We start from the raw sequence: 22,078 nt of genomic DNA on the forward strand, positions 1-22,078 counted from the left end.
CCGAAAGCGTCGTCGAAGGCGTTGACGGGGTCGGATTCGCCGTATGTGTTGTCGCCGCAGGTGGTGAAGCAGCGGGCGAAGCAGGCTGGTTACAAGTCGACTGCGGACTACACGAAGGCCTACAACGCCGCGGCCAAGAAGCAAGCAGCGGTCGCGAAGGCGTCGCAGCAGAAGAGCGCGGCAGCCAAGAAGGCAAGCGCACAGGCGAGCAAAAACGCCACCCGGAAGGCGGACCAGGCCAAGGGGAAGGACCCGGATCTTCGCGCTTTCAACGATGTCATCAACAGTGGCAGGTCGAGTCTGACGGTTGTGCCCAAGATTCCGAGGTTCGCGAACAACAAGCCGGTCAACTTCGACGATCCCGGTTCGATGCGGGTAACCCCGAAGGGCAAGAAGTACCCGAAGATCTCCACCACGGGTCAGTTGAAGACCGGCGGCTACTACGCGTTGGCATCGGATGGCAAAGGCACCGTCAGCTTCGTGTCCTGTACGACTCAGGCCGAGTGCGCAAAGAGCAAAGTCTCGCTCGACGCGATGGTCGGAACCAAGCAGAAGGCGTCAATTCTTCCTGGTGGGAAGGCGTCGTCGTACCTCCCCGCATCCGGCAAGGGTAAGAATCGTCTGCCGGCGACCCGGGCCAGCAGCAGCAACGGGGAGAATCTGGCCACCAAGGTCGTGGACACCACGGACAAGGGCAAACCGGTTCGGGTCGCGAGTACCGACGGTGCGCATGGGGCCATCGCCGTACACGGGAAGGACCTGCCGAAGGTCGACACGACTGGACCGATCACCCACCGTACGGTCGCCATTCGTCCTGGCCCGAGTGGTCGCACGACTACCACTGTGAGTGGCAGCACGGTTCGTTACAAGGATCCGAAGCTGGGTGAGGCGAATGTGCCGGGCGGTGGTTCGCTGAAGGTTGATGCGCCGGCGAAGCGGGACCAGGGCCCTACCCGGATCACGTTGACCGCGGACGAATACACGAATTTCCGGAAGCAGACCGGTATTACCGCCAAGGCCGGGCAGAAGGTCAAGGTCGGTACCGACGAAACCAAGTCCGACACGGTACAAATGACGATCGGTGCCAACGGCCGGGCGAAAGACGCCGCGGTCGTCAAAGGTCGTGGCGAGATCGCCGATACCTACGGCAACAAGGCCAAGGTGGTCACCGGCCGGGACGGTTCCACCGGCAAGGGCGGCTACGCCGCGTGGGTGTTCGGGCCGAACAAGAACCAACCGGGGTCGATGACCGCGCATGCCGCCGACATCACGGTGACCGAGTCCGACGGCACGGTGATCCATGACGGGCAGTTCGTGCCCAAGGGCGGCAAGGGCGCCGTCGCCAAGACGGTCACAGACGACTTCGGTGACGCGAAGACGGTTCGCACGGACACCCACACGCTTGGCGGTGTCACCGTCGTGTTCCCGGACGCCAAGGGCAAGGGCGGTTTGGTTGCCTGTAGCAACCCGAGCTGTGTGCAGAAGGGCGCGACTCCCGGCGGAAAGGTCTACGACTATGTCGAGCCGACCAACGGGGTGCTGGCGACGAAGAACCCGGATGGTTCGCTGCGGTACGCGCCGGGCAAGTCCCGTCCCGCCTACACCGTCGACGAGCGGGTCGCGGCGAACGAGCATGGCCTCGGGAACAAGTCGTTCCTGCCGTTGATGAGCGATGGGCGGTACGCCGGCCTCAGCGACCAGGAGAAGCAGGCGTACAACGCATCGCTGCCGACGATCACCCTCGCCGACCGAGCCAAGGCAGCCGCGCTGCAACTGCAGGACCAGAAGAAGGATCGTGAGTTCACCCAGTCGGGCCCGCTGGGCAAGGACCTGAAGACGCTGGCCACGCTGGCGCAGGACCCGGCGAAGAATGCCAAGAAGATCGCCCCCGTGGTAGCGCGGATCAACAAGCAGGGGTTCGATCTCTTGAAGGACGGCTTGCCCGCGCACAACGCGCTGATGCAGGTGCGGAGCAACACCTACACCGGCACCCCCATCGACGCGTTCGACCAGACGAAGGCGGGTGACCGGCAACTGATCGCCGCGCTCGTTCCGGGTTACAACCCGAAGACAGCGCCGACGAGTCAGCAGGTCACCGCGGCCAAGAACAAGGTGCTGGCCATGCAGAAGCGGGAGGTCGACGCGCTGGCCGGGTTGGCCGCGGCGAAGGACCCGCGCAAGGCCGATGCTTACCGCGGCAAACTCGCCGCTGCAATGCATGATCTGCGTGGGGTCGACGCCCAGATGCTGAAGAGCTGGTCCAGCGACGGCTCGAAGGCGACCGGCACCTCGCCGAACAGTTCGACGGCCTTGCGCAAGTTGGTCGATGAGGGCAAGACCATCGACACCTTTGATCGGTTGGCGAAGTTGCCGCAGGTGCGCAACCCGAAGACCGCCGCGGACCGCGCACTCGCTGCGGCGGTGGGCGCCGGCAACATCTATGCGCGCGCGAAGTACGAGTCGGCGACCCTGTCCAAGGACGCCACGGCGAACGGGCTCAAGTTGCCGTCGACGCTGTTGCCCGACCTGCCGGCGGCGTTGGAGTCCCAGGCGCAGAAGGCGAACTTCGACAACTACGACGGTGTCGACTGGAAGCGCGTCAAGTCCCTGACCCCGCGCGAGCAGGCGGTCGTCCGGGTCCTCAACGCGCCGGCCAAGGATCGCGACCGAATTCTGGATGAAGAGGCCGCGAAGCTCGGGTACGACAAGACCCAGAAGCAGTATTTCGACATCGCCGTCCGGGCGCAGGACGAGGTGCGGTTGCAGCAGAACGCGATGCTCACCGATGACCAGCGGGCGAATTTCGCGGCGTATGCGACCAGCGCCTTCGCCACGACATCCAAGGGCACCGAGGCGAACAACGCGCTCGCGACGGCGAAGCTGCTGAACCCGACGACCGAGGCCGAGTTCTGGCGGGCGTACGGCATCACCGGCACACCGAAGCAGAAGGAAGACACGCTCAAGGCCATGGTCGGGCAGAGCGCGGTCAAACCGGATCGGTGGGAGGAGAACACCGCTTTCCTGCCGGAGAAGTTCCGCGACCACCTGAATACGGTCCAGCGCGAGTACAGTCCCACGCTCCTCGCAGACGCGATGCACAAATCCGGGGAGATGCTCACCTTGCCGCTGATGGGGGCGGTGAACCTGGCGTGGGACGCCGGAGTCGGCCTGAACAACCTGGTTGGTATCGACCTCGAGCACGACACCTCGACGTACGCCAACGGCGCTCGGTTCGTGCATCGCGCCGGCGAGGATGCCGCGACCGCGGCCGGTAACGTCTTTCCCTTCTTGACCGCCGGGACGGCGGACACCGTGGTCAACGGGATCCGTCAAGCGGCCTACAACATCTCCGGCGGAAAGTACGCCGCTCCGGGGCTGACCAAGCGGGCCGGTGAGGACGGGTTCGAGTACACGTCCCGGGTGTATCCGATTGCCGGGATATTGCCGAGCATGCTGAAGAACGACTGGGACCGGATTACGAACTGGGAAAAGGCGAAGGCCGACTTCAGCGCCCACCCGATCTTCGTGCTCGCCGACGCACTGCCGATCACGGGCCCGGTTGGCGGCGCACTGAAGATCGGTGCGGAGGCCGCGGTGCGGGCCGGCGCCGAAGCCGGTGCACGGGGTGCGGCCACTTCCGCGCTGGCCACGTTCGCTCGCGGTGTCGCGGACGGTGCGCTGAAGCCGGCCGAGATGAACCGTGGTCTGCCCGCCGAGTGGGCGGGCCGCGGTAAGGGGGTCGGCGAGGGCGTTCGTTTGTTCCAGGTCGGCGGTAACGGGACCGCGCAGGTTATCGCGGACTCGGCGAAGTGGGAGACGCCTGAGGCAGCGGCGAAGGCGGCGGGGCAGGCGACGCTGGCCAAGCATGCGTTGAACGCCGGGCAGAAGGTTGGGGTCTACGGCGGTAAGGCGGCCGCGATAGCCGCGCAACTGCCGGCGCGGATCGGCGCCGCTCCGTTCAAGCCGTTCACCGCGGCCGGCAAGGTGCTCGCGCGGGAAGCCGGCGAAGCCGTCGGCGGTCCTATTGGACGTACGATCACCACGCTTGCCGACGAGGGTCTTTCTCAGCAGGTGATCAAGGGCGCGAGCGAGGTATCGCGCGCACTTGCGGGTGTGCGGGCCGCCGGTTACAGGAAAGCCGCTGAGGCGGTGGAAAACCGTGGTGTGCAGGCTTCCCAGCAGCGCATCCAGGCGGCCAATGGCAGTCGGCAGGAGCCGGGGCCGGCTGCTGATGTTGGTGTTGTCCGGCCGGGTCGTGCCTTGGATGAGGGTGGCGTGGCGGGGCCGCGTGATGCCGCGGGGCCGGCTGCTGATGTTGGTGTTGTCCGGCCGGGGCGTGCTCCCGCCGAGGGTGGCCTGGCGGAACAGCACAACCTGACCAAGCGCTGGGGGGTCGCCGGCTGGTTGCGCGGGCGCGCGGTCCGCAACGAGGTCAAGGCCGACTCGGGACTTGCCGGTCTGAACAAGAAGAACCGGGACCTGGCGGAGGCGAAGAACCGCCTTGGCATGGACGCCCCGAACGTCTTCGAGCGACGCGGGCTGAAGCCGGCGGGAGGCCTCGCGGCAAGGACGGCGGTGGAGGAAGCCTTCAAGGCCGCGCAGGACAGTCTTCTCGAGAAGAAGGAGCTGACCGAGTTCACCCGCCGGGGACTCGCGGAGCGCGATGACTACCCGCGGGAGGAACAGCGGAACGAGGCTCAACTGAGGGCCGCCGCCGAGAGACGCGGCGGGTGGGAGATGGTCAAACGCGAGCTGGACCTGCTCTGGGAGGCACGCGGACTCCTGCTCGACGACCTTGCGAGCCGCTCGGCGTTCGGTCGGTTGCCCGAACACGTTGACGTCGCGGTCCAGAACAAGATCGCGGAGACGAAGAACGGCAACAAGACCGGCACAAAGACCAAGTCGGGCTCAACCGGGAAGACGAAACGCAACAACGCGCCCGTCGATCCGCAAGGCGGTGGGACCAGGCCCGTGCCATTGCCGGATACACCGCCGCGGAACGAGTCCGTCTCGGGCAACCACGAGAGCAGCCGCAGCCGCCGTCGCGACGGCGAGAACAGTGAGGTTCGGCACCCGGGCGAAAGCGCCGGCAACCACCAGCCATCGGATGGCGCTGAAGTCCGCCCGGATGCTCAGGTCCGCCCGGATGCTCAGGTCCGCCCGGATGTTGAGGTTAGGCCCGCTGAGGTTCGCCCGGATGGCGCCGAGGTTCTGCCGGAGGCCACCGAGCGCTACGCCGACGATATCGGGCAGATCACCGCTGAGAAGAGCGGTGCACTGCGGAAGCTGCAGGACGTGCTGAACCGCGCCGAGGACGCGGAGTCCGCGCGTGAAGCCGCCCGGGACTACCTGAGCAAGCTGCCCGAAAATCAGGTCGCGGCACTGGTGTTCGAGGTCCTTGAACACATGAAGCACACCACCGGGAAAGAACCGGACTTCGCTGTTTGGCCGGAACAGATTGCTGGTGTCAAGGGGCTGCTGGACGGCCGCATCGCGCAGGTGGTCACCGGTGAGGGCAAGACGATCGACGGGCTTGCCGCGACCGCTACCTGGCTGTTGCGCGGCGGTGCGAAGGACATCGAGCTGTGGACCAACAACGAGGTCAACGCCCGCGAGTTCCACAAAGAGCTGGAAGACTTCTTCGCCCACCTGGACAGCTTGACCGGGTTGCGCTTCCTGGTCGGCCGGGTCCGGGAGGGCACCACCTCGTGGTGGGACACCTTCCAGGCACACCAAGCGTCTGTGAAGGTCGGTGACGTCCGTGGGTTCATGTTCGACGCGTGGAACAACCGGCACACGCCAGCGGCGGCGACCAGGTCGGGCTGGGCCGACATCGCGTTGTTCGACGAGGCCGACAACGCCCTGGTCGACCTCCTCCACACCATGCACTTCAAGTCAGATCAATTGACCCGGAAGGCCACCCCGCAGGATCAGGCGTTGCTGGCCGAGGCCAACGCCATCGCGAACCGAATCGAGCCCAAGTCGGAGTGGAAGGACCTCGGCCACGCCGTGTTGACCGCGGAGGATCTGCGTGTACTGCGGGCCCAGGAGGGGATCGAGCTCGGCGCGGACAGCAGGCTCAAGGCGGAGGTCGAGAGCGCGCTGTCGGCCAAGCTGAAGAACGGTGTGGACTGGCACGAGCTGCAGCACGTTGTGGACTGGAAAGACTTCAACAAGGAGAACCGCGACAGCCAGCCGGAGTACGCGGTCAAGGACGGCAGGATCGTCATCCTGGACAACGAGGCCGGTGTGGAGCTGAACGGGCGGCGCTGGATGGGCTCGACCGGCGGCGCCCACTCGGTGCACACCCACCTGGAGTACCAGAACTTCGTGGCGGGCAAGGGGGACGCGGCTCGGTGGGATCTGGTGCAGGTGGACCCGGCCAAACACGAAGGTCTCACGGTCGCTCAGCACATTCTCGGTTACGAGAAGGTGGCTGGGATGACCGCGACCGGGGCGGGCCTGGCGGCGAAGCTCAGCGGACGGGACGAACTGGGTGCGGTCGCGGTAAAGCGGCATTTCGACAACTTCGAAGAACGCCTGACCGACCACGGCACGGTCGAAAACCTGAACACCGCGAGCAAGTTGGCGAACTCGGCCAATGATGTGGCCAAGATGGCGAAGGACGGCCGCCCGGTCCTGGTCGGGATCAAGTACATCACCGAGCTCTACGAGTATGAGCAACGGCTGATCGATGCGGGCGTGTCGCCGGAGAAGATCCAGCGCATGGACCACTTCACCACGGCTGAGGAAGCGGCCGGCATGGTGAAACGGGCCGGCGAGCCGGGTGTGGTGACGATCGCGACGGGTCAGGCCGCGCGAGGCTTCGACATCAAGCCGCAGGTGTCCGACGGGTTGCACACCGAGATCAACAACGTGTATTCCGCCCGCTTGCTGGAGCAGTTCCGTGGCCGGTCGGCGCGCAAGGGTGACAACGGAAGTGTGCGGCAAAACATCTCGCTCACCGGGGATGTGGCCCAGGGTTGGCGCTATGACCGGCCGGCCGAGCAGGCCGTGCTCGCCCCGATCACCGCGGGCAGTAAGGAGGCCAAGTTCGCGGACGTTCTGGTCAAGGCCGCGGCGGATCGGCTCACCAGGCGGCAGGACAACCCGCGCCCGTGGGACCCGGGCAAGAACCGCAAGCCCGGTGGTGCCTGGTACAACCTGTCGAGCCGGTCCGGTAACGACGGGTCGTCCATCGCGACGGGTGATTGGGGTCCGAACCTGGCCGGGATCGACTCCGCGCAACTGGCCTCGGCGGTCGCGGCGATGACGAACCCGAACGTCGTCGTGCCGGGCGTCACCGCGGAAACCCAAGACCGGTTGGCGCATATGCTCAACGGGCTTACCGGCGGCGACGCCGCAGACCCGATTGCGACGTTGACGCACGCGATTCCGGGCACATCGCTCGGGGACGTCGCCGAGCGGGTGGCAGGGCTCATCCCGCAGCGCCGGTTCGTCCCGGGTTCGTCCGCCGAACGTGCTCGACTGCTCAACGACCAGGCCGACGCGGTGGCCGAGGATGGTGAGAACGGCGCGACCCGTGCGCGCACACTTGGCGAGGACCGCGCGAACGCGGCGGAGAAGGCCGCCCGGGCACGGCAGCCCGAGGGGCAGCCATGGTATCTGGGCCGCAAGCAAGCCGCTGCGGCGCGGACCAACGCGGCACGGGCGCGTGCGCAGGGCGAGGCTGTCGCGAGCGCGATCCGCGCGAATGCCGGGCGGCAGGCAAACGCTGTGCGGGCCGAGGCGGACGCCCGCGCCGCGCAACTGCGCGCCGAGGCCGCGGCGCTCGCCGCCAGTCACGCCAACCCCATCGGTAATGTCGATCACGGTGACTCGGCGTGGGCCGAGAACACGCTACGCCGGGTCGGGGCGCCGGACGGCGTGATCGGAGCCGTGAATGGTCTCGACCAGATCGGCCGTCGAGCGTTCTTCGAAATCAGCGGGCTGCCGGAGGGCGAGCAGGTCGCCGCGATGGACGACTTCGTCGTCAGGCACGGCTGGGACCCGGTGCTCGTCGAGGCGGCGTTGGCTGTAGTTGGCCAGTTGGGTCGCGAGCGGACCGCGCAAGACCGGTTCGTGGCCGAGCAGGCGCGGGAAGCCGAGACGGTGCCGTCGCGGTTGCTGCAAGCCGGTGTGCCGCTGAACGTGGTCGCGTCGGCGGGCAAGCTGGATGCCACGTCGCGGCTGGCGTTGCTGTCGATGCAGGCACCCGGCGCGATGAAGGCATTCAACCGGGTGCACAGGCTCGGCTGGAACAAGCCGACCCGGGATGCGGTGCTCAAGGCGGTGCGCGCGATCGAGGCCCAGCGCGTCACCGATGAGGCGGAGCGGACCAGGCACCAGTACACAAGCGCGGCCGCGCTCGCGGTGCTGTGGTTGGCGCGGGCACCGTCCAACGTGACCGACCTGGTGCGGAAACTGAACGACCAGGCTCGCGAGGCCTTCTTCGCCATTGGTGACATTGGTCTGGATCGGCGTCAGCGTGGCACGCTGGACAACCGAGACTTCGCTCAAGCTCGCGATCAGATGCACGCGCTCCTGGCAGACAACGGAATCGGCGCCAGTCATGGCGATGTCTCCGACGCGGTCCGTGCCGTGCAGCGAGTCGTGGACCAGCGCGCCGGCGTGGCCGTGGAGCAGCAGCCGACCGCGGAGTTGACCGCGGGTGGCGACCTGTCCACCGGGACGCCGCGCGGTCCCGACACGTCGGCTCTCCCCCCATATGAACCCGGCCAGACCCCGACACGGGCTGATGACCCGGCCCGTGGCGGCCGGGCAGCCGGCGGCGTCCGGCCGAGTGACCAACGGAGCCGGGGCCCACCGTCAGACCAGCGACCCGTTGCGAACGCCACGGCGCAGGCGAAGGTGCTTCTCCCGCAGTCTCGTGGCTTGCTGGAGGTTGCCGACGCGGTCGCTGAGCGTGTAGTCAAGCTCCGCGCAGCGATGGAACAAGCCCGGGCCGCTTACGCGGAGGCCTTGCGGGCGATCGATGTGGACGAGGCGCACCTGCCGTGGGTAGCGCGGCAGCTGAGTGCGCTCACTGGTTTTACCGCCGACGCCGACCCGATCGTGGCAAGTCTCGCGACGGTCTATCAGATGACCCCGCTGGAAGTTCTTGCGCTGGTCCTGGAACCGCGGGATGTGCTGCAGAAGCGTGCTGTGACAGTCCCGCCGCCGGGCGTTGCCCGGCAGATCATCGGCAAGCCGGCCGACACCATCCTGGGCGTGATCGCGGGGAACCGGGCGCAACTCTTGGCGGCCGCGGATGAGGCGGCCGGCCGGGTGGAGGAGGCGGAACGGGACTGGACCGCGGCTCGGGACGAGGCTCTTCAGCAGCTCGATGAGGCGCAGCGCCGGGCGATCAAAGCCGGTCTGGTGCCGTGGGCGGTGGACCGGGTGGTCACGGATACGCGACACCGGGTCGTGGACGAGGGCAGCCGGCCGGTATTCGACCCGAAGCCGGATGAACCCCAGTTGGCGGAGTCGTTCGGTTCGACCGGCCACAGTGCCGGGAACCTGGTCGGGGCGCGGCGGGCGCTGGCGCAAGCGGTCAAGGACGCGGAACCCTCGCGCCGGCGTGCCGAGCGGGAATATCGTGCCGCGGCGGCGGAGCTTCGGCTGGCGCGGTTGAAACTGGCCGGCCGTAAGAGCGCGGCGTCGGGTTTGCTGCGTGGACCGCTCGGGGTCGAGGTCTCCGACTCGGCGGCGAAGGCGCTGAAGTTGCCGGTCCGGTATGTGGTCGCTCGCCGGGCGACCGGGGAAACCACTACCGCCCCGCCGAAGAGTGGCAGCCTGGGTGAGCGCCTGCGCGAAGTCGCCAATCAGGTCAAGGACGACGAGGCGCGGTTGGGGCGGGCGATCACCGGCTTCCTGGTAGCCGAACGGGATCGGGATGTCGCCCATCAGGTTTATGTCGAGGAAGTCCGTGAAGCGGTGGTGCGGGCAAGCGATCACGGCACCCGGTTGAGGGAGATCTCCCGGAGTACCGGCTTGACCTACACCGAGGTCACGGAGATCACTCGCCGGGTGGCCAGTCCGGGGACGTCGGAGACACCGCCGCGATACCGGTTGCCCGTGGTGGACGCTGTGCTGGAATCGCGGGCGTTCCTGGGACGTTCCGGGATTCGCGCGTTCGGTCGTGCGATCGGTGTCGACGCCGCGGAACTGATGCGTTACTTCGACTCGCTTGATCCCAACGACCCGGACTCGTTGCAGGCGCTGGTGGATAAGGGCGTGACGAGGGGCACCGCCGCGGCGCTGTTCCGCAGCCGCCTGTCCACCAAGGACCTCAGCGACATCCACCATCATTTGCTGTCCTACGCGCTGGACCTCCAGTTCCTTGGTGCCGGTTACGAGGGCTCGTGGTCTCGGGTGGCGAAGGCCCTCAAGTGGTTCAAGGGCGGGTCGAAGCAGAGCCTGGCCGAGAAGCAGTTGCGGTATCGGGAGGAACTGGGTGACGAAGGCCGGATTCTGTATTCGGCGATCCGTGAGCGGGCCTTCGGCCTGGCGGCGGCCAGTGGGGCGACCTATTACGGGCTGATCAATGGCCTGCGGGCGGGCTTGATCGACAAGAAGGGCTTGCTGGAACTGCAGGGCAAGCTGGCCGATGCGTTGATCTTCAAGATGGTTCGCGAGCTGCCGGAGGACGTGCGGTGGCGGGCGGACGCCGGAGTGGTCGGCACGCGGTGGGACATCCCCGGCGCGCACGGCTACGACCAGCTGATGCTGATGCTCGAAGGCGCCGCCAAGGGCGCGGAGCAGACGGCCGACAAGGAGGCCATCGGACAACTGCTCGGGGATCAGGCCAACACCATTTACCACCGGGACTGGATCGCCCATCTCCAGCGCACGGTCGCCGCCGCGGTGCAGATCAAGGCCGACCTCGAGGCAAAACGGTTCACCGACCCGCAGGAGGCGGCACGGGCGCGAGACCTGGTGGTGGCCCCGGACGGGCTCTCGGCAATGGGCCAGATCGATTTCTTCGAACGCCTGGTCGGCAACGGTCGGACGCTGCGGGCATTGCTGGAATCGGTGGGGCGTTCCGATTTGGCCGACAGCTTGCCTGAACAGCCTGAACAAGTGCCGGACATGTTCAACCCGTATTTCCTGGAGAAGATGCGGGCTAACGAGAAGACTGGGCAGATCATGCTGTTGCATTCCGACAACGGGTGGGCAAAGGTCGGGCTCAACGGATTGTTCGAGTCCGTGGCGCCGGATGAACGTGGCCTGATGCCGATGATGGCGCTGCTCAAGCACCACCCCGAGTTCCGCAACAACCGGCTGGTGTGGGCACACCTGGGAGTCGGCAACTGGACGTACCTGACCGTCGACCACATCAACCGGCTGGACCGGATGCTGGACCTCTTCCCCGGGCTGCGCTACGACTACTCGTGGACACCGCTGGGGCAGTACCTCAACGACGACCCGGCGGTGGCCGAGCGGTTCATCGAGTTCGCGGTCAAGCATCAGGACCGGCTGCTGTACGGCTCGGACGGCATCAGCATGATGCCCAGTGCTCAGATGTGGCGGCATTTCACGGAGTTGGAACCGGTCTTTGTGACCATCGTTCAACGCTATCCCGACGGCGCGGACATAGTCCGCAAGATCACCGGCGGGAATTATGTGCGGCTGATGGACGACGCCGAGCGCGATACCAGTCAGCGGTTTGTCGACGAGTACTTCTCCGATTACCACGACGCGTGGGTGGAGTTGATATCGGAATTCCCGGAGTCGTTCCAGCGGGCGTTCCACGAGCGGGCACAGCGGTTGCGGCAATCCTTCGAGCCCGACCCCACCCGTGCTCTCGGCCCCGGCGTGGGCCCACGGGAATGGGGTGGCGACTGGCGACGTAACCCGCAGATCGAGTCCGCGATCAAGGCGTACCAGATCGTGTACGGCGGCTTCACACTCGCCAAGGCCGCCAAGGTCAAGCGCTCCGATTCCGTGCGGCAGCGGCAGGAGAAGGCCGCCACCGGCCGGCGGAACCGGCAGGAACGCGGCGGGCTGCGACCGGTGGAGACAGCCGAGGAACTGGGCATGGAGAAAACCGTGCAAGCCTTGGCCTCGGCGCATTACGCGTTGAAGGCCGCCGAAGGGATGACGCCTGAGCAGCGGCAGGAACTCATCGAGCGAGTGTTGCGCGATGTGGAAAACACCGAGCGCGATCGCTACGAATCCGCTGCCGCCATGAACCGGCTTCACCAGTTGTGGCGTCGCCGCGCCACCATGGGCTGGACCGCGATGACCAGCACCGCGGCGGCTGGTGTCACGGCATACACGATGGGGCTCACCCCGGCCTTGACCGCGGGTGCGGTCAGCCTGGCCAACGGCGTCGGTTTCGTAGTGCGTTCGGTGCTGACGAACATCAAGAACGCGCACACCACGGACATCCGGATCACAACCGACGCGCTTATGGAACGAGAGCGGATCGATTTCAAGGCGATCAACCGGCTCGCGAAGATGTATATCAAGCTGATCGTCCGCGACATCAAGCCCGGTGGAAAGAAATTCCTCAGCGAATACCCGGGCGTCGTGCAGCATGCCGCCGAAGTCATGGAAAAGATCAAAGAGCGGACCAGGCAGTTCTTCTTCGACTACCTGGCCACTGTCCACTTCCGACTCCCCGACGGTGTCACCGCAAAGGACCGGCGGATCTGGGCCACCATGCTGTTCTCCCGCTGGAAGGACTACCTCAACCGGCTGACCGGCGGAACGGTCGACTCGGTCAACCGACTGAACCCACAATCGGGAACGCTGGGCCGCGCGATCAACGCCATCATCGCCGCAACCTGGGCGGCCCACTTCTTCGGACACCTCTACCAGGCCCTCACCACCCACGGCCTGGCGCAATGGGTGTCCGCCGCATACCTCCCAGTGGACATCGCCTTCGCCGCCGCCACCCTGCCCGCTATCTGGTCTGGCTACGACAAAGCCACAAGCCCCGGGCTACGCAAGCTGCAAAACCTTGCCTTTACCCCCCTGACCCTGGCCAACGCCGGACTCACCGCCCAGTTCCTGTTTGCCGGGCAGTGGACGCAGGCGGTGACAGCGGCCAGCCTCACCGCAGGCACCGGGGTCCTGGCCAAGATGGGCATCAAGATCGAACTCAAGACCGGCCGTGACTCCGCCAAGAAGGGACCCACCGCCACCTATGTGGCCATGAGCGCCATGCAGAGCCTCGGAATGATGATGCTCGACCAATCGCCCGCGATGATGGCGGCCGCAACCGCCCTGGCCCTGTCCGGCCCCGCCACCTACCTTGCTCGCGGCGCCTGGAACCGCTACCGCGCCATTCGCCCAGCACCACGACACTCCTTCTACGAGGGTCAGGCGCCGCCACGCGCCCAGCACCTCGGCCCTCCCACGACGCCGGAGGCCGGTCCACAACCAGACCGAACCGAACTCGCGCCGCCCCAAACCGGCAACGAGCGTGGGGCGAGCAACGGATCACCGGCCGCGGTCGAAGGCTACGAGCTGACCGGCACGGACAAGGCGGAGTTCGAAGAGTTCGCCTCGGCGGAGGCCGTCGGCAGGCCGCGGCTGGAGACGGTCATCAATGGTGAGCGTGGACCGCCGTCGGTGCTGGTTCCGCGGGCAGCGTTTGGGCGTACCGCAGCGGGTCGGCTGTTGTGGGAAGGCGTCCTCGCCGCCGGCCCTCGGATGCTGGGTCGGATTGGGCAGTTGCCCGCCACAGCGCGGGCCACGTGGTCACAGCTGGCTCCCGCCCGGCGTGCGGTACGCGGGTCGGCGGTGCGTGCCGTGGTGGGTGTGATGGGGCGGTTGGTGCGGCCGGTGTTGTGGAAGCGGTTGTTTGTGTGGCCGGTTGGGCCGGCGGTGGTGGTGGGCGGGGAATTGCGTGCGGCGCAGGCCGCGTTGGTGGAGGCGTTGGATCGTTATCAGGCGTTTGTGTTGTATGGCGCGCATTATTGGGTGCAGCAGGTCCGGCACGAGCGGGGTCTGGACGAGGCCGGCGCGGTTGCTGTCGTAGCGCGGTCGATGAGGCTGCCGGAGGTGTGGGTTGCCACGCGTGGCCCGTTCCCCTCGCACCTGCCGATTTCCCCGCCGCCGGAGTTGGCCATGAAGCTGGTGGGGGAGGACCCGGAGACGCAGGTCAGGATGCTGCAGGATCGTCATCACGAGATTCTGCGCGCGTTGTATCACGCTGCGGCCAGGAAATGGAAAGCGCTGGGGGACTGGGATGACGTTGTGCCGGTCGTGGACGCCGCGATCGGGCGTGCGGGCCGGAACATTGTGTGGACGGTGCCGTGGCTCGCGCCGGTGGTTGAGAAGTTGAGTAGTGCGGCGCGGGCGAGTTTGCTGGGCCTGGCGCAGTTCCCGGTACGCGAACCCACCTCCACCACCGCGGGGGAGACCGTGCGGCGGCCGTACTGGGTGGTGCGCTGGCTGGCCGGCCAGACCCGCCCGATCCGCGGTCCGCCTGCGAAGTTGGCCGCCAAGGCGCAAGAGCTCGCCGCTGCTCGTGGGCGTGCCCGCGAGGATGAGGCTTACTCGGTCGGTAGGTTGGCCGAGGCGGTGGCGGCGCTGGATGCGCGGCCGGCCTGGATCCGGGATGTCCCTGCCCAGGTTTTGACGGGGGAGCTGGCTGGTGCGCTGGGTTTGCCGGGTCAGGTGGTGCTGGCGGTGCAAGCCGCGGACTATCTTCCGGCCACGACCCCGGAGGCACTCGACGAGGCACAGCTGCTGGATGAGGACGGGGCGCTGGATGAGGTGCGCAGGCGGATGGCCGCGCTGGTGTCGGCGGCGGAGCAGGAGCGGCACCGGTTGACCTACGCGCGTGCCCGTGCCCAGCGGGAGAACGCCAGTTATGTTGAGGCGATCACGCCGCATGTGGTGGAGGCGTTCAAGGCGGGTGTGTCGCTGGAGCGGATTGTGTTCCTGGCCGGGTTGACCCGCCTGGAGGTTGACGAGATCACCCGCGGGTATGCGCCGAACCCGGCTTATCGGACGGCGTTTGTGGATCGGGTGTTGTTGCCGGTGTTGCGGCGGGTCGCGATCGGGGTTATGGCGGTCACGGGCAGGGGCGACGAGTTCGCGGAGCTGGTGCGCGGGTTGGATTTGCGTGCCGAGTTCGCGGCGTTGGATCCCGGTCGTGACGATTTCCCGCAGCAGGTCAACGAGTTGCTGACCGTGCTCGGTATCGACCTGCCGATCGATGACATCCGTAGTGTTGGCGGGGCGCGTCTGTCGTTCGAGCGGGTGTGGGATGTGCATTTCCACTTGTGGGGTTATGACGTCAAGATCAATGACACGGTGGCGCGGTTGGCGAAGTTCCTGGACGCGTTGGCCGCCAGTGGGCATCTGGGGTTGATCGTCGTGTCGCCGATCCCACAGCGTGGTGTGGGATCGGGCCCGGCCGGTCAGGCTTTCTACTATTTGACGAACCTGGTCAAGCTGGTCACCCTGTTCGACTATCAGACGTTGCGGATGAACGGGACGTTGACCGATATCCTGTTGGCGAACGCGATAGCCCAACTGCCGCCGCATCTGCGGTGGCGGGTCATACCGGGGATCTCGGGGCAGCGGGTGGACGACGCGGTGGGCGGCCACCCCGACGACGCGGGTTTCTATGTGAAGCTCATGCGGATTTTGAACCCGATCGCGACATTTTTGGCCGAGACGACGTTGATGAAAGAAGCGGTCCATATTTCGCTGGGCCGGCAGATGTCCCGCATTGTCACCAGCGAGTACAAACTGTGGAGCCGGCAGCTGATCGCGGCGGCGAACCTGGTCAAACAAGAACTCGCCACCGGCTCCCACCGCGACCAGTTGCGCGCCACGCTGGAAAACAACCCGTTGAAAGCCCTGTTCAGCGACGAAGGTGGTGTGTCGCGTTATGACGTGTTGCAGATCCTCAAGCAGGACGTGGCGGGCTTGAAGACCCTGCTGGAGGTGGCGGGGCATCACCGTCAGGCCAGGGTGCTGCGCACCAGTGCGCCGGAAATGTACAACCAGCGTTTGGTGGGGTTGTTGAAGGCGTTGGCGCGGACCGGGCTGGTGATCGTCCTGCACAGTGATGGTGGGGACGCGCCGATGGACGCTGATGGTGTCTATACCGAGGGCCCGGTCGATGACCGGTTCACCATGGAGTTCCTGGCTTTGCTGGCGAGTGACCCGGTGTTCAAGCAGGCCAGGATTGTGTGGGCGCATCTGGGGGTGGGCACGTTCACCGAGCTGACCTTCGCGCATATGGACCTGTTGCAGTTCGCGTTGGACGGCTTCCCCAACCTGTATTTCGATGTGTCCTGGAACGAAACCATCCGCCACATCAAGAAAAACCCCGCCCTGCGGGAACGGTTCCTGGATTTCGCCGTGGCCAACCGGGACCGGTTGCTGCGTGGTAGTGATGTGGTGTCGCCGGAGAGCTTGCCGCACTACCTGCGTCATGACCACGACATCGAGTCACTGATACGGGCGTTGTTGGCACGTCCGGACGGTGAGGAGATCGTCCGGTTGATCAACTACGGTAACGCCGCCCGGCTACGGCGTGAGGCGCAAAAGGTCAGCGAGCAGTGGGTGTTCGACGAGATCGCCTGGATGCTCGAGGCCAAAGCCGCGATGGCGGCCGGTGAGCCGGGTGCGGCGGGTGAATACGCGGCGACCTGGGGCCCGGTGCTTGACCAACTGCCCGCCAGGTATTCACGGGACGTGCTGGCCCGCCACACCGACCTGCATAACGCGGGCATGCGGGCGACCGTGGACGGACCGAGCCCACTGTTGGGCCCGGGCGCGAACTGGCGTGACAACCGGCAGCTGACCCAAGCGATCAGGTTCCTCAAAGCCATGGACGTCGCGACCACCAGGGGTGAGCGGCCGGCAGCACGGCTGCGGGTGCGGGCACTGGTCACTGCGCTGCAGAACATGTGGGTTGATGCGGGCGCGTTCGTGCGTGATGTGTGGCGCTACCGGCCCACCCAACGCGCACTACCGCCCGCCACCGATGCTGATGCGCTCGGACACGGCCAGGTCACCACCGCGACCCTGATCGCCGACGAGCAAACCCGCCTGCTCCACGACGGGCTCACCATCGACGATGAGTTGACCCACTCGCTCCACGACGGGTTCGGCATCGACGCCGAGGCCGAGCGGGCTGGCCGTCTGGGCACCATCCGTGCGGCGGTGGAGAACAACGAACGCACCCAGTTGGCGGCCAGGGCCGGGATCAAGAACCTGGTGACACTGTTGAAGACCCGCAACCTGATCGGCTACGGGATCTTCTTCGTGGTGCAGGGCATCGCGATCGGCCTGGGCACGGTGGCTGGTCTGCGGGTCGGCGGCTACGAACTCGCGATCGCCGGGATGGCCGCCTACATCGTGCGGACCGGGATCAGCACGTTCCGGCACCTGGTGTCCCAATATCTACGGTCGCAGCAAGACGCGATTATCGAACGCGCTCAACTGGCCGACACCGACGACGTCAAGATCCTCGCCTGGGCGGCGCACCGCTACGCCCGCAAAGAAGTCCGCTCCCCGGGCAAACGTGCCGAGGCCGACGGCTTGCTGCTGCAGTTGGTGGCGCTGATGCAGCTGGTGGTGCACGCCCCGCTGGGCACCGCCGCCGACCCGGTGCAGGGCCGCACCGAAAACCACACCGACCGCGACCGGACCCTGACAGCGTTGTACTCGCTGGGCTGGGACCGGATCAAAGCAGTCACCGGGATGGTCATCGCCGGCGCGCTACGCACCAGCCGTATCGGAGACCTGCTGCTTCCGCTGACCTGGCAGGCCAACGGTCTCTACCACCTGTACGGACTCCTCACCGCGCAAGATCCCATAACGTTGGGGATCAACACCCTCTACCTTGTTGCCGACATTGTGTTCTTCGCCGTCACGCTGCCGGTCGCGATCAACGGGATCTCCGGCTACGACAGCTCTTCCCGCCCGCTCTACCGCAGGCTCCAACACCTGGCCGGATTCCCGGCACTGGTGATCGCGAACTTCCTGCTACTCGCGAACCAGGCCATCAGCCCCACCCACAGCCTGCTGCTGACCATCGCCGCCTACGGCCTGGCCACCAGCTCCTACAACATCACCAAACTCGGATTCGACGCCGAAATCTTTCTTGGCCGCCAACCGGCCAAGAAAGGCGCCAATGCCGCGTTCATCATGTACACCTCGCTCATGGGCTACGCGCTGGCGGTCCTCGGGCAGTTGCTCGGCGGCACACTCTGGGCCCTGGTACCCGGCGCGATCACGGCCGTTGCCGGCTTTGCTTATCCGCTGGCCGAACAGACGTGGGAACGAATGAAGAGCCCCACCCGCAACCAGTCCAAGCAGCGTTGGCTGAACCGCCTCCTCTCCAGCGCGGTCATCGGCGGACTCGCCGCCGTGGCCACGGGGCACCCCGTGGGGCTGGCCATCATGGCCACCGTCGGCACCCTCCGCGCCGTGCTCACGACCCTGCGGGCCCACCACCAGCGGACGGCCCAGCGGGCCGACCGCAACGTCGCACGGCCGTGGCGCGACCCCCCGGGCAACGGATCACTGGCCGCGGTCGAGGGCTACGAGCTAAGGGGTCCGGACAAGGCCCAGTTCGAGGAACTGGTCGCGCCGCGGATCGAGGGTGCACCGCGGCTGGAGACGATCATCAATGGTGAGCGTGGACCGCCGCTGGTGCTGGTCGGCCAGGCATCGTTCGGGCGGTTCGGCGACCTGGTCGTGGCCTACACCTTCAACGGCGAAGTCGTGATGTCCGTCGAGAACTACACAAGGTTCGATGAGGACTTCCTCGGCCGGGTACTGGAATTCGAGCAGGAATTCCGGATCCGCGGGCATTCTTCGAGGGACCGCGTGGCCGAGGCCAAGGTCCTGATCGACGAGCTGAACGCAGCGCGGGCACACCGGCTCGCGAACCAGAAACTCGTGGACGACGGCGGCCTCAATGACGACGAGAAAGCAACGCTCGACCGGTTGCGCAAGATCTTCCCCGATTCCGGCCTCAGGGGTGTGAACAAGCCGGAAGGCGATTTCGAGGACCGCAACGGGACGCTGTTCGACGCGATGGGCAGCCCGAAGGCAGCTCAGTACTGGTCGGCGCAACGCCAGAACTTCCTGGACCAGATTCCACGCCACGCGCAGAAATCGGACTTCGCGGTGGTGGATCTCACCGGCTTCGATCCAGCCCAGACCCAGGAGGTCCTAGACTATGAGGCAGCGCTGTCGCAGGGCCTGCGGATCAACATCATCATCATTCAGGACACGAACATTCTGAATTGAGTGGAATCGAGTGAGCGGATGTCGTCGATCGTAGCCTTCGACAATGGCGAAGTATTCCTCAAGAGTGCCACGTTCGACCGGATCATGGAGCAGGCCGGCGGGCTGGTCGCCACGGAGGCCGCCCGCGAGGTGCTGGCGAGCGCCATCGCGGTCGGTGCGTTGTGGCCGGAGCGAGTCAATGACGCGCAACGGCTGGAGGTCATCCGTGCTGTGTGGACCGCTGCTTCGCAGGTCCGTGCCGAGGCGGCGATCGCACCCTCCGGTCAACTCGTCGTCGATCAGGTCGACGAGTTGACCGCCGAGTTGCGGCGGCGGTACCCCAAGCTGGGAGGGCATCGTCTGCGACGTCAGTGAACCGCGAGGCCGCGGCTGATCTCCCCGGCCGCGCGGAGCACGAGGCCGGGCAGCGCCGATGGTACGGTGCTGCCGATTACCAGTGCGCTGACCGAGGCCACACCCTGCCCGTCCGGCAGCGGCGCGGGCGCCGCGACGCAGCAGATGCCTGGCAGGACGTCCTCATACTCCACGACCACGGCGTCGTCCTGTCGGAGCCTGTTGCGCAGCCGGCGCCATTCGGTGGCCGTGTATGCCTCCGGCCGTTCCCGGCGAGGCTGCGATGCGAGAAGCACCTGACCGGCGGCGGTGCGGCTGACCGACGCGCTGTCGGCCATTACATGAGGCAGTTCGCCGGGTGTGCCACGGGTGGCGCCGACGACCCGCACCCGGTCACCGTCGAGGATGGTCACCGCGATCGCCGCAGTGCTCAGTCGGGCAAGCGTACGGATCGGCCCGCGCGAGGCCCGCCGCAGCCGTGGGTGAGGCTGCCAGTTCTCGCCGAGCCGCGCCATCAGGTGGCCGACGCTGTACTCGGTGCCGTGCCGCTGCACAGCGCCGAGTTCGACCAACTGCGCCAGTAACCGGAAGGTGGTCGCCTTCGGCAACTCGCAGGCGCGCGACAACTGGGACAAACCCGCGCCGTCCGGGAACCGGGATAGCGCGTTGAGCACCTGGAAGGCGCCTTCGAGCACCCCCCGGCCTCGCTGCTTCTGACTCGTGTCGACGATGCTCATCTGGCCCCGTGATGTCCGCTGGATTGCTCTCATATCCGGCAAACGCGGCAGCGCGTTACCGGATCATGCGGGGTTTTCATTCGTTCAGCGGAGCAGGCACACTCTAACGGCCTAACCGAACGGTCGAGAAGTGGTCGTGCGAGCGTCGTTCGGCGTTGACCCCGGCATCGCGGGTACGACCGCAGCGCTCCCCACACCCAAAGCTGAGTGCCCTTTGGGGCAATCGATGCTGTCCTAAGGGCGTGGATGGGGTGCTTGTACCCGGTTCCGGAGTGCGGCACAGTCGGCGCAGAAGCATTAGGGGTGGGCGATGAGCGAATTGGGCTTCGACGCTGATCTTACGAAACGACTACAGCCGAAACAGGAGCGCGCCGACCGACGCCGCGATGACGTGGTGGGCGATGCGGCCGTCGCCGGCCGCCCGTCCGTGCTCGGTGTGCGCGGTTTGCTCGGACTGCAACGGTCGGTCGGCAACGCGGTCGTGGGTCGGCTCGCGGAGGGGAACCGAGCATCGGAGTCTTGGGGGACCAGCACCCGCGGGCCCGTGGCTCCGCGGCCAATCGTCCAGCGAGCCGATGGTTCGGGTACCTGGAATGCCCCGGAAGACTTCGGTGCCATTGCCGACAAGGGCGCCGCTCGTGTGGCACTGGGCGAGCTGCTCAAAGAGGTGGAAGCTTACCGGGGCACCGAGATCGGCACGGTGGCACAGCAAACGAAGGTCATTCACGATGCGCTGGCAAGGCAACGGGCGCAACTGATCGGTGAGGGCGCGCTGACCACGCATGAGGCCGAGCAGTTGAACGGCATTTCAATGGCCTTCGACGGTTTTCTGAACAATGCGCGCAGCGCCGTGGTCGCCGCCGTCAAGGCTGGTCTGAGCGGACTGCTCAACCCGCCGGACGTCGGAGAGATCAATGACGCGATCGGGGAGGTCCTGCATGCGTTGTTCGTCAGGCCGGACGAGGACAAGCTGGCGACGGCCAAGGAATACCTCGAGCGCACCAAGGGGATCAGCGACAAGGCGAAGTGGGTGGCCGACAAGGCGATGTGGCTGATGACCGACATCGACCAGGCAAGGAAAATATTCCACATCTCCGAGAAACTCGAGAAGTTCGGTGGCCTCATCGAGGAGCTCATCACGATCAAGGACATCGGACGGAACCTGTTGCTGCTGTCGAGCCGGCTCAGTGGGGACGACAGTTTGCTGGGCGGCGCGGATGCGATCGAGGCCGGCGTGGATCTCGCCGGCCTGGTGGGCAAGCCGCTCATCAATGCGGTTCCGCTGTTCGGCACCTATTGGACCGACTACCTGGTCCCGCTCACCAAGCGCTGCTGCGAAATTCTGCGCAAGGTCGAGGGCATCGCCGACAAGATCAATCGTGACCGGATGGCGCAGATGATCAACTGGGTGCCGGTGCCGGGCGGCTGGCGTCCGCAGCCGACCCCTCCCGAGCTCGACCCGAAGACCTACCTGACGATGGAGGGCGGGCGTGCAGTCTTCGAGTACCTGTACTCGACCCGTGTCGGCAATCAGCCGCCGATGACGCGAGACGTCGAAACGGTCATCATGAGGCACCGGGAAATGCTCGAGAAGGCGACCGGGACGGAGATCGAACTCGAGGAGCGGACCTGGAACCCGTTGTCGTGGTTCGGTCGACGCCCGGTTGACCTGCCCGGGTGGGTAGCGGCGAACATCACCACTGTCTGGATGGCCTTCTACGGCGGTGCCGGCCTGGGCCCGATCTGACCCCCGGCCCGTGCGATTCCAC

4 protein-coding genes are annotated in these 22,078 nt (G+C 66.4%); 3 read left to right on the plus strand and 1 reads right to left on the minus strand.

The window, feature by feature from the left end; genetic code table 11:
- The first annotated feature begins 63 nt into the window (after positions 1–63).
- Together A3CU_RS0125660 and A3CU_RS0125665 are read left to right on the plus strand one after the other, a co-directional pair.
- On the plus strand, positions 64–19,239 hold the full coding sequence (locus A3CU_RS0125660; protein ID WP_211246510.1) for a preprotein translocase subunit SecA: 19,176 nt from the start codon (positions 64–66) through the stop codon (positions 19,237–19,239).
- A gap of 18 nt (positions 19,240–19,257) precedes the next feature.
- Positions 19,258–19,593: a hypothetical protein gene (locus A3CU_RS0125665; RefSeq protein ID WP_027944722.1), complete on the plus strand. Its 336-nt coding sequence runs from the start codon at positions 19,258–19,260 to the stop codon at positions 19,591–19,593.
- Here A3CU_RS0125665 and A3CU_RS46595 read toward each other — a convergent pair.
- Positions 19,587–20,309 carry an IclR family transcriptional regulator gene (locus A3CU_RS46595; RefSeq protein ID WP_052372159.1) on the minus strand — a complete coding sequence of 241 codons (723 nt, stop codon included), beginning with the start codon at positions 20,307–20,309 and terminating at the stop codon, positions 19,587–19,589. The genes A3CU_RS0125665 and A3CU_RS46595 overlap by 7 nt on opposite strands.
- Positions 20,310–20,790: 481 nt before the next feature.
- Here A3CU_RS46595 and A3CU_RS0125675 point away from each other — a divergent pair, with 481 nt between their 5' ends.
- Positions 20,791–22,056, plus strand: a complete 1,266-nt coding sequence (locus tag A3CU_RS0125675; RefSeq protein WP_156960543.1) for a hypothetical protein — start codon at positions 20,791–20,793, stop codon at positions 22,054–22,056.
- Positions 22,057–22,078: the final 22 nt, after the last annotated feature.

This window comes from Amycolatopsis taiwanensis DSM 45107 (assembly GCF_000519205.1).
In the GTDB taxonomy this organism is placed as follows: Bacteria; Actinomycetota; Actinomycetes; order Mycobacteriales; family Pseudonocardiaceae; genus Amycolatopsis_E; species Amycolatopsis_E taiwanensis.

What these genes read in the sequence shown, in the direction of transcription:
- A3CU_RS46595 (WP_052372159.1), bottom strand. Translation starts at nt 20,309, where the DNA reads ATGAGCATCGTCGACACGAGTCAGAAGCAGCGAGGCCGGGGGGTGCTC.
- A3CU_RS0125665 (WP_027944722.1), top strand. Translation starts at nt 19,258, where the DNA reads ATGTCGTCGATCGTAGCCTTCGACAATGGCGAAGTATTCCTCAAGAGT.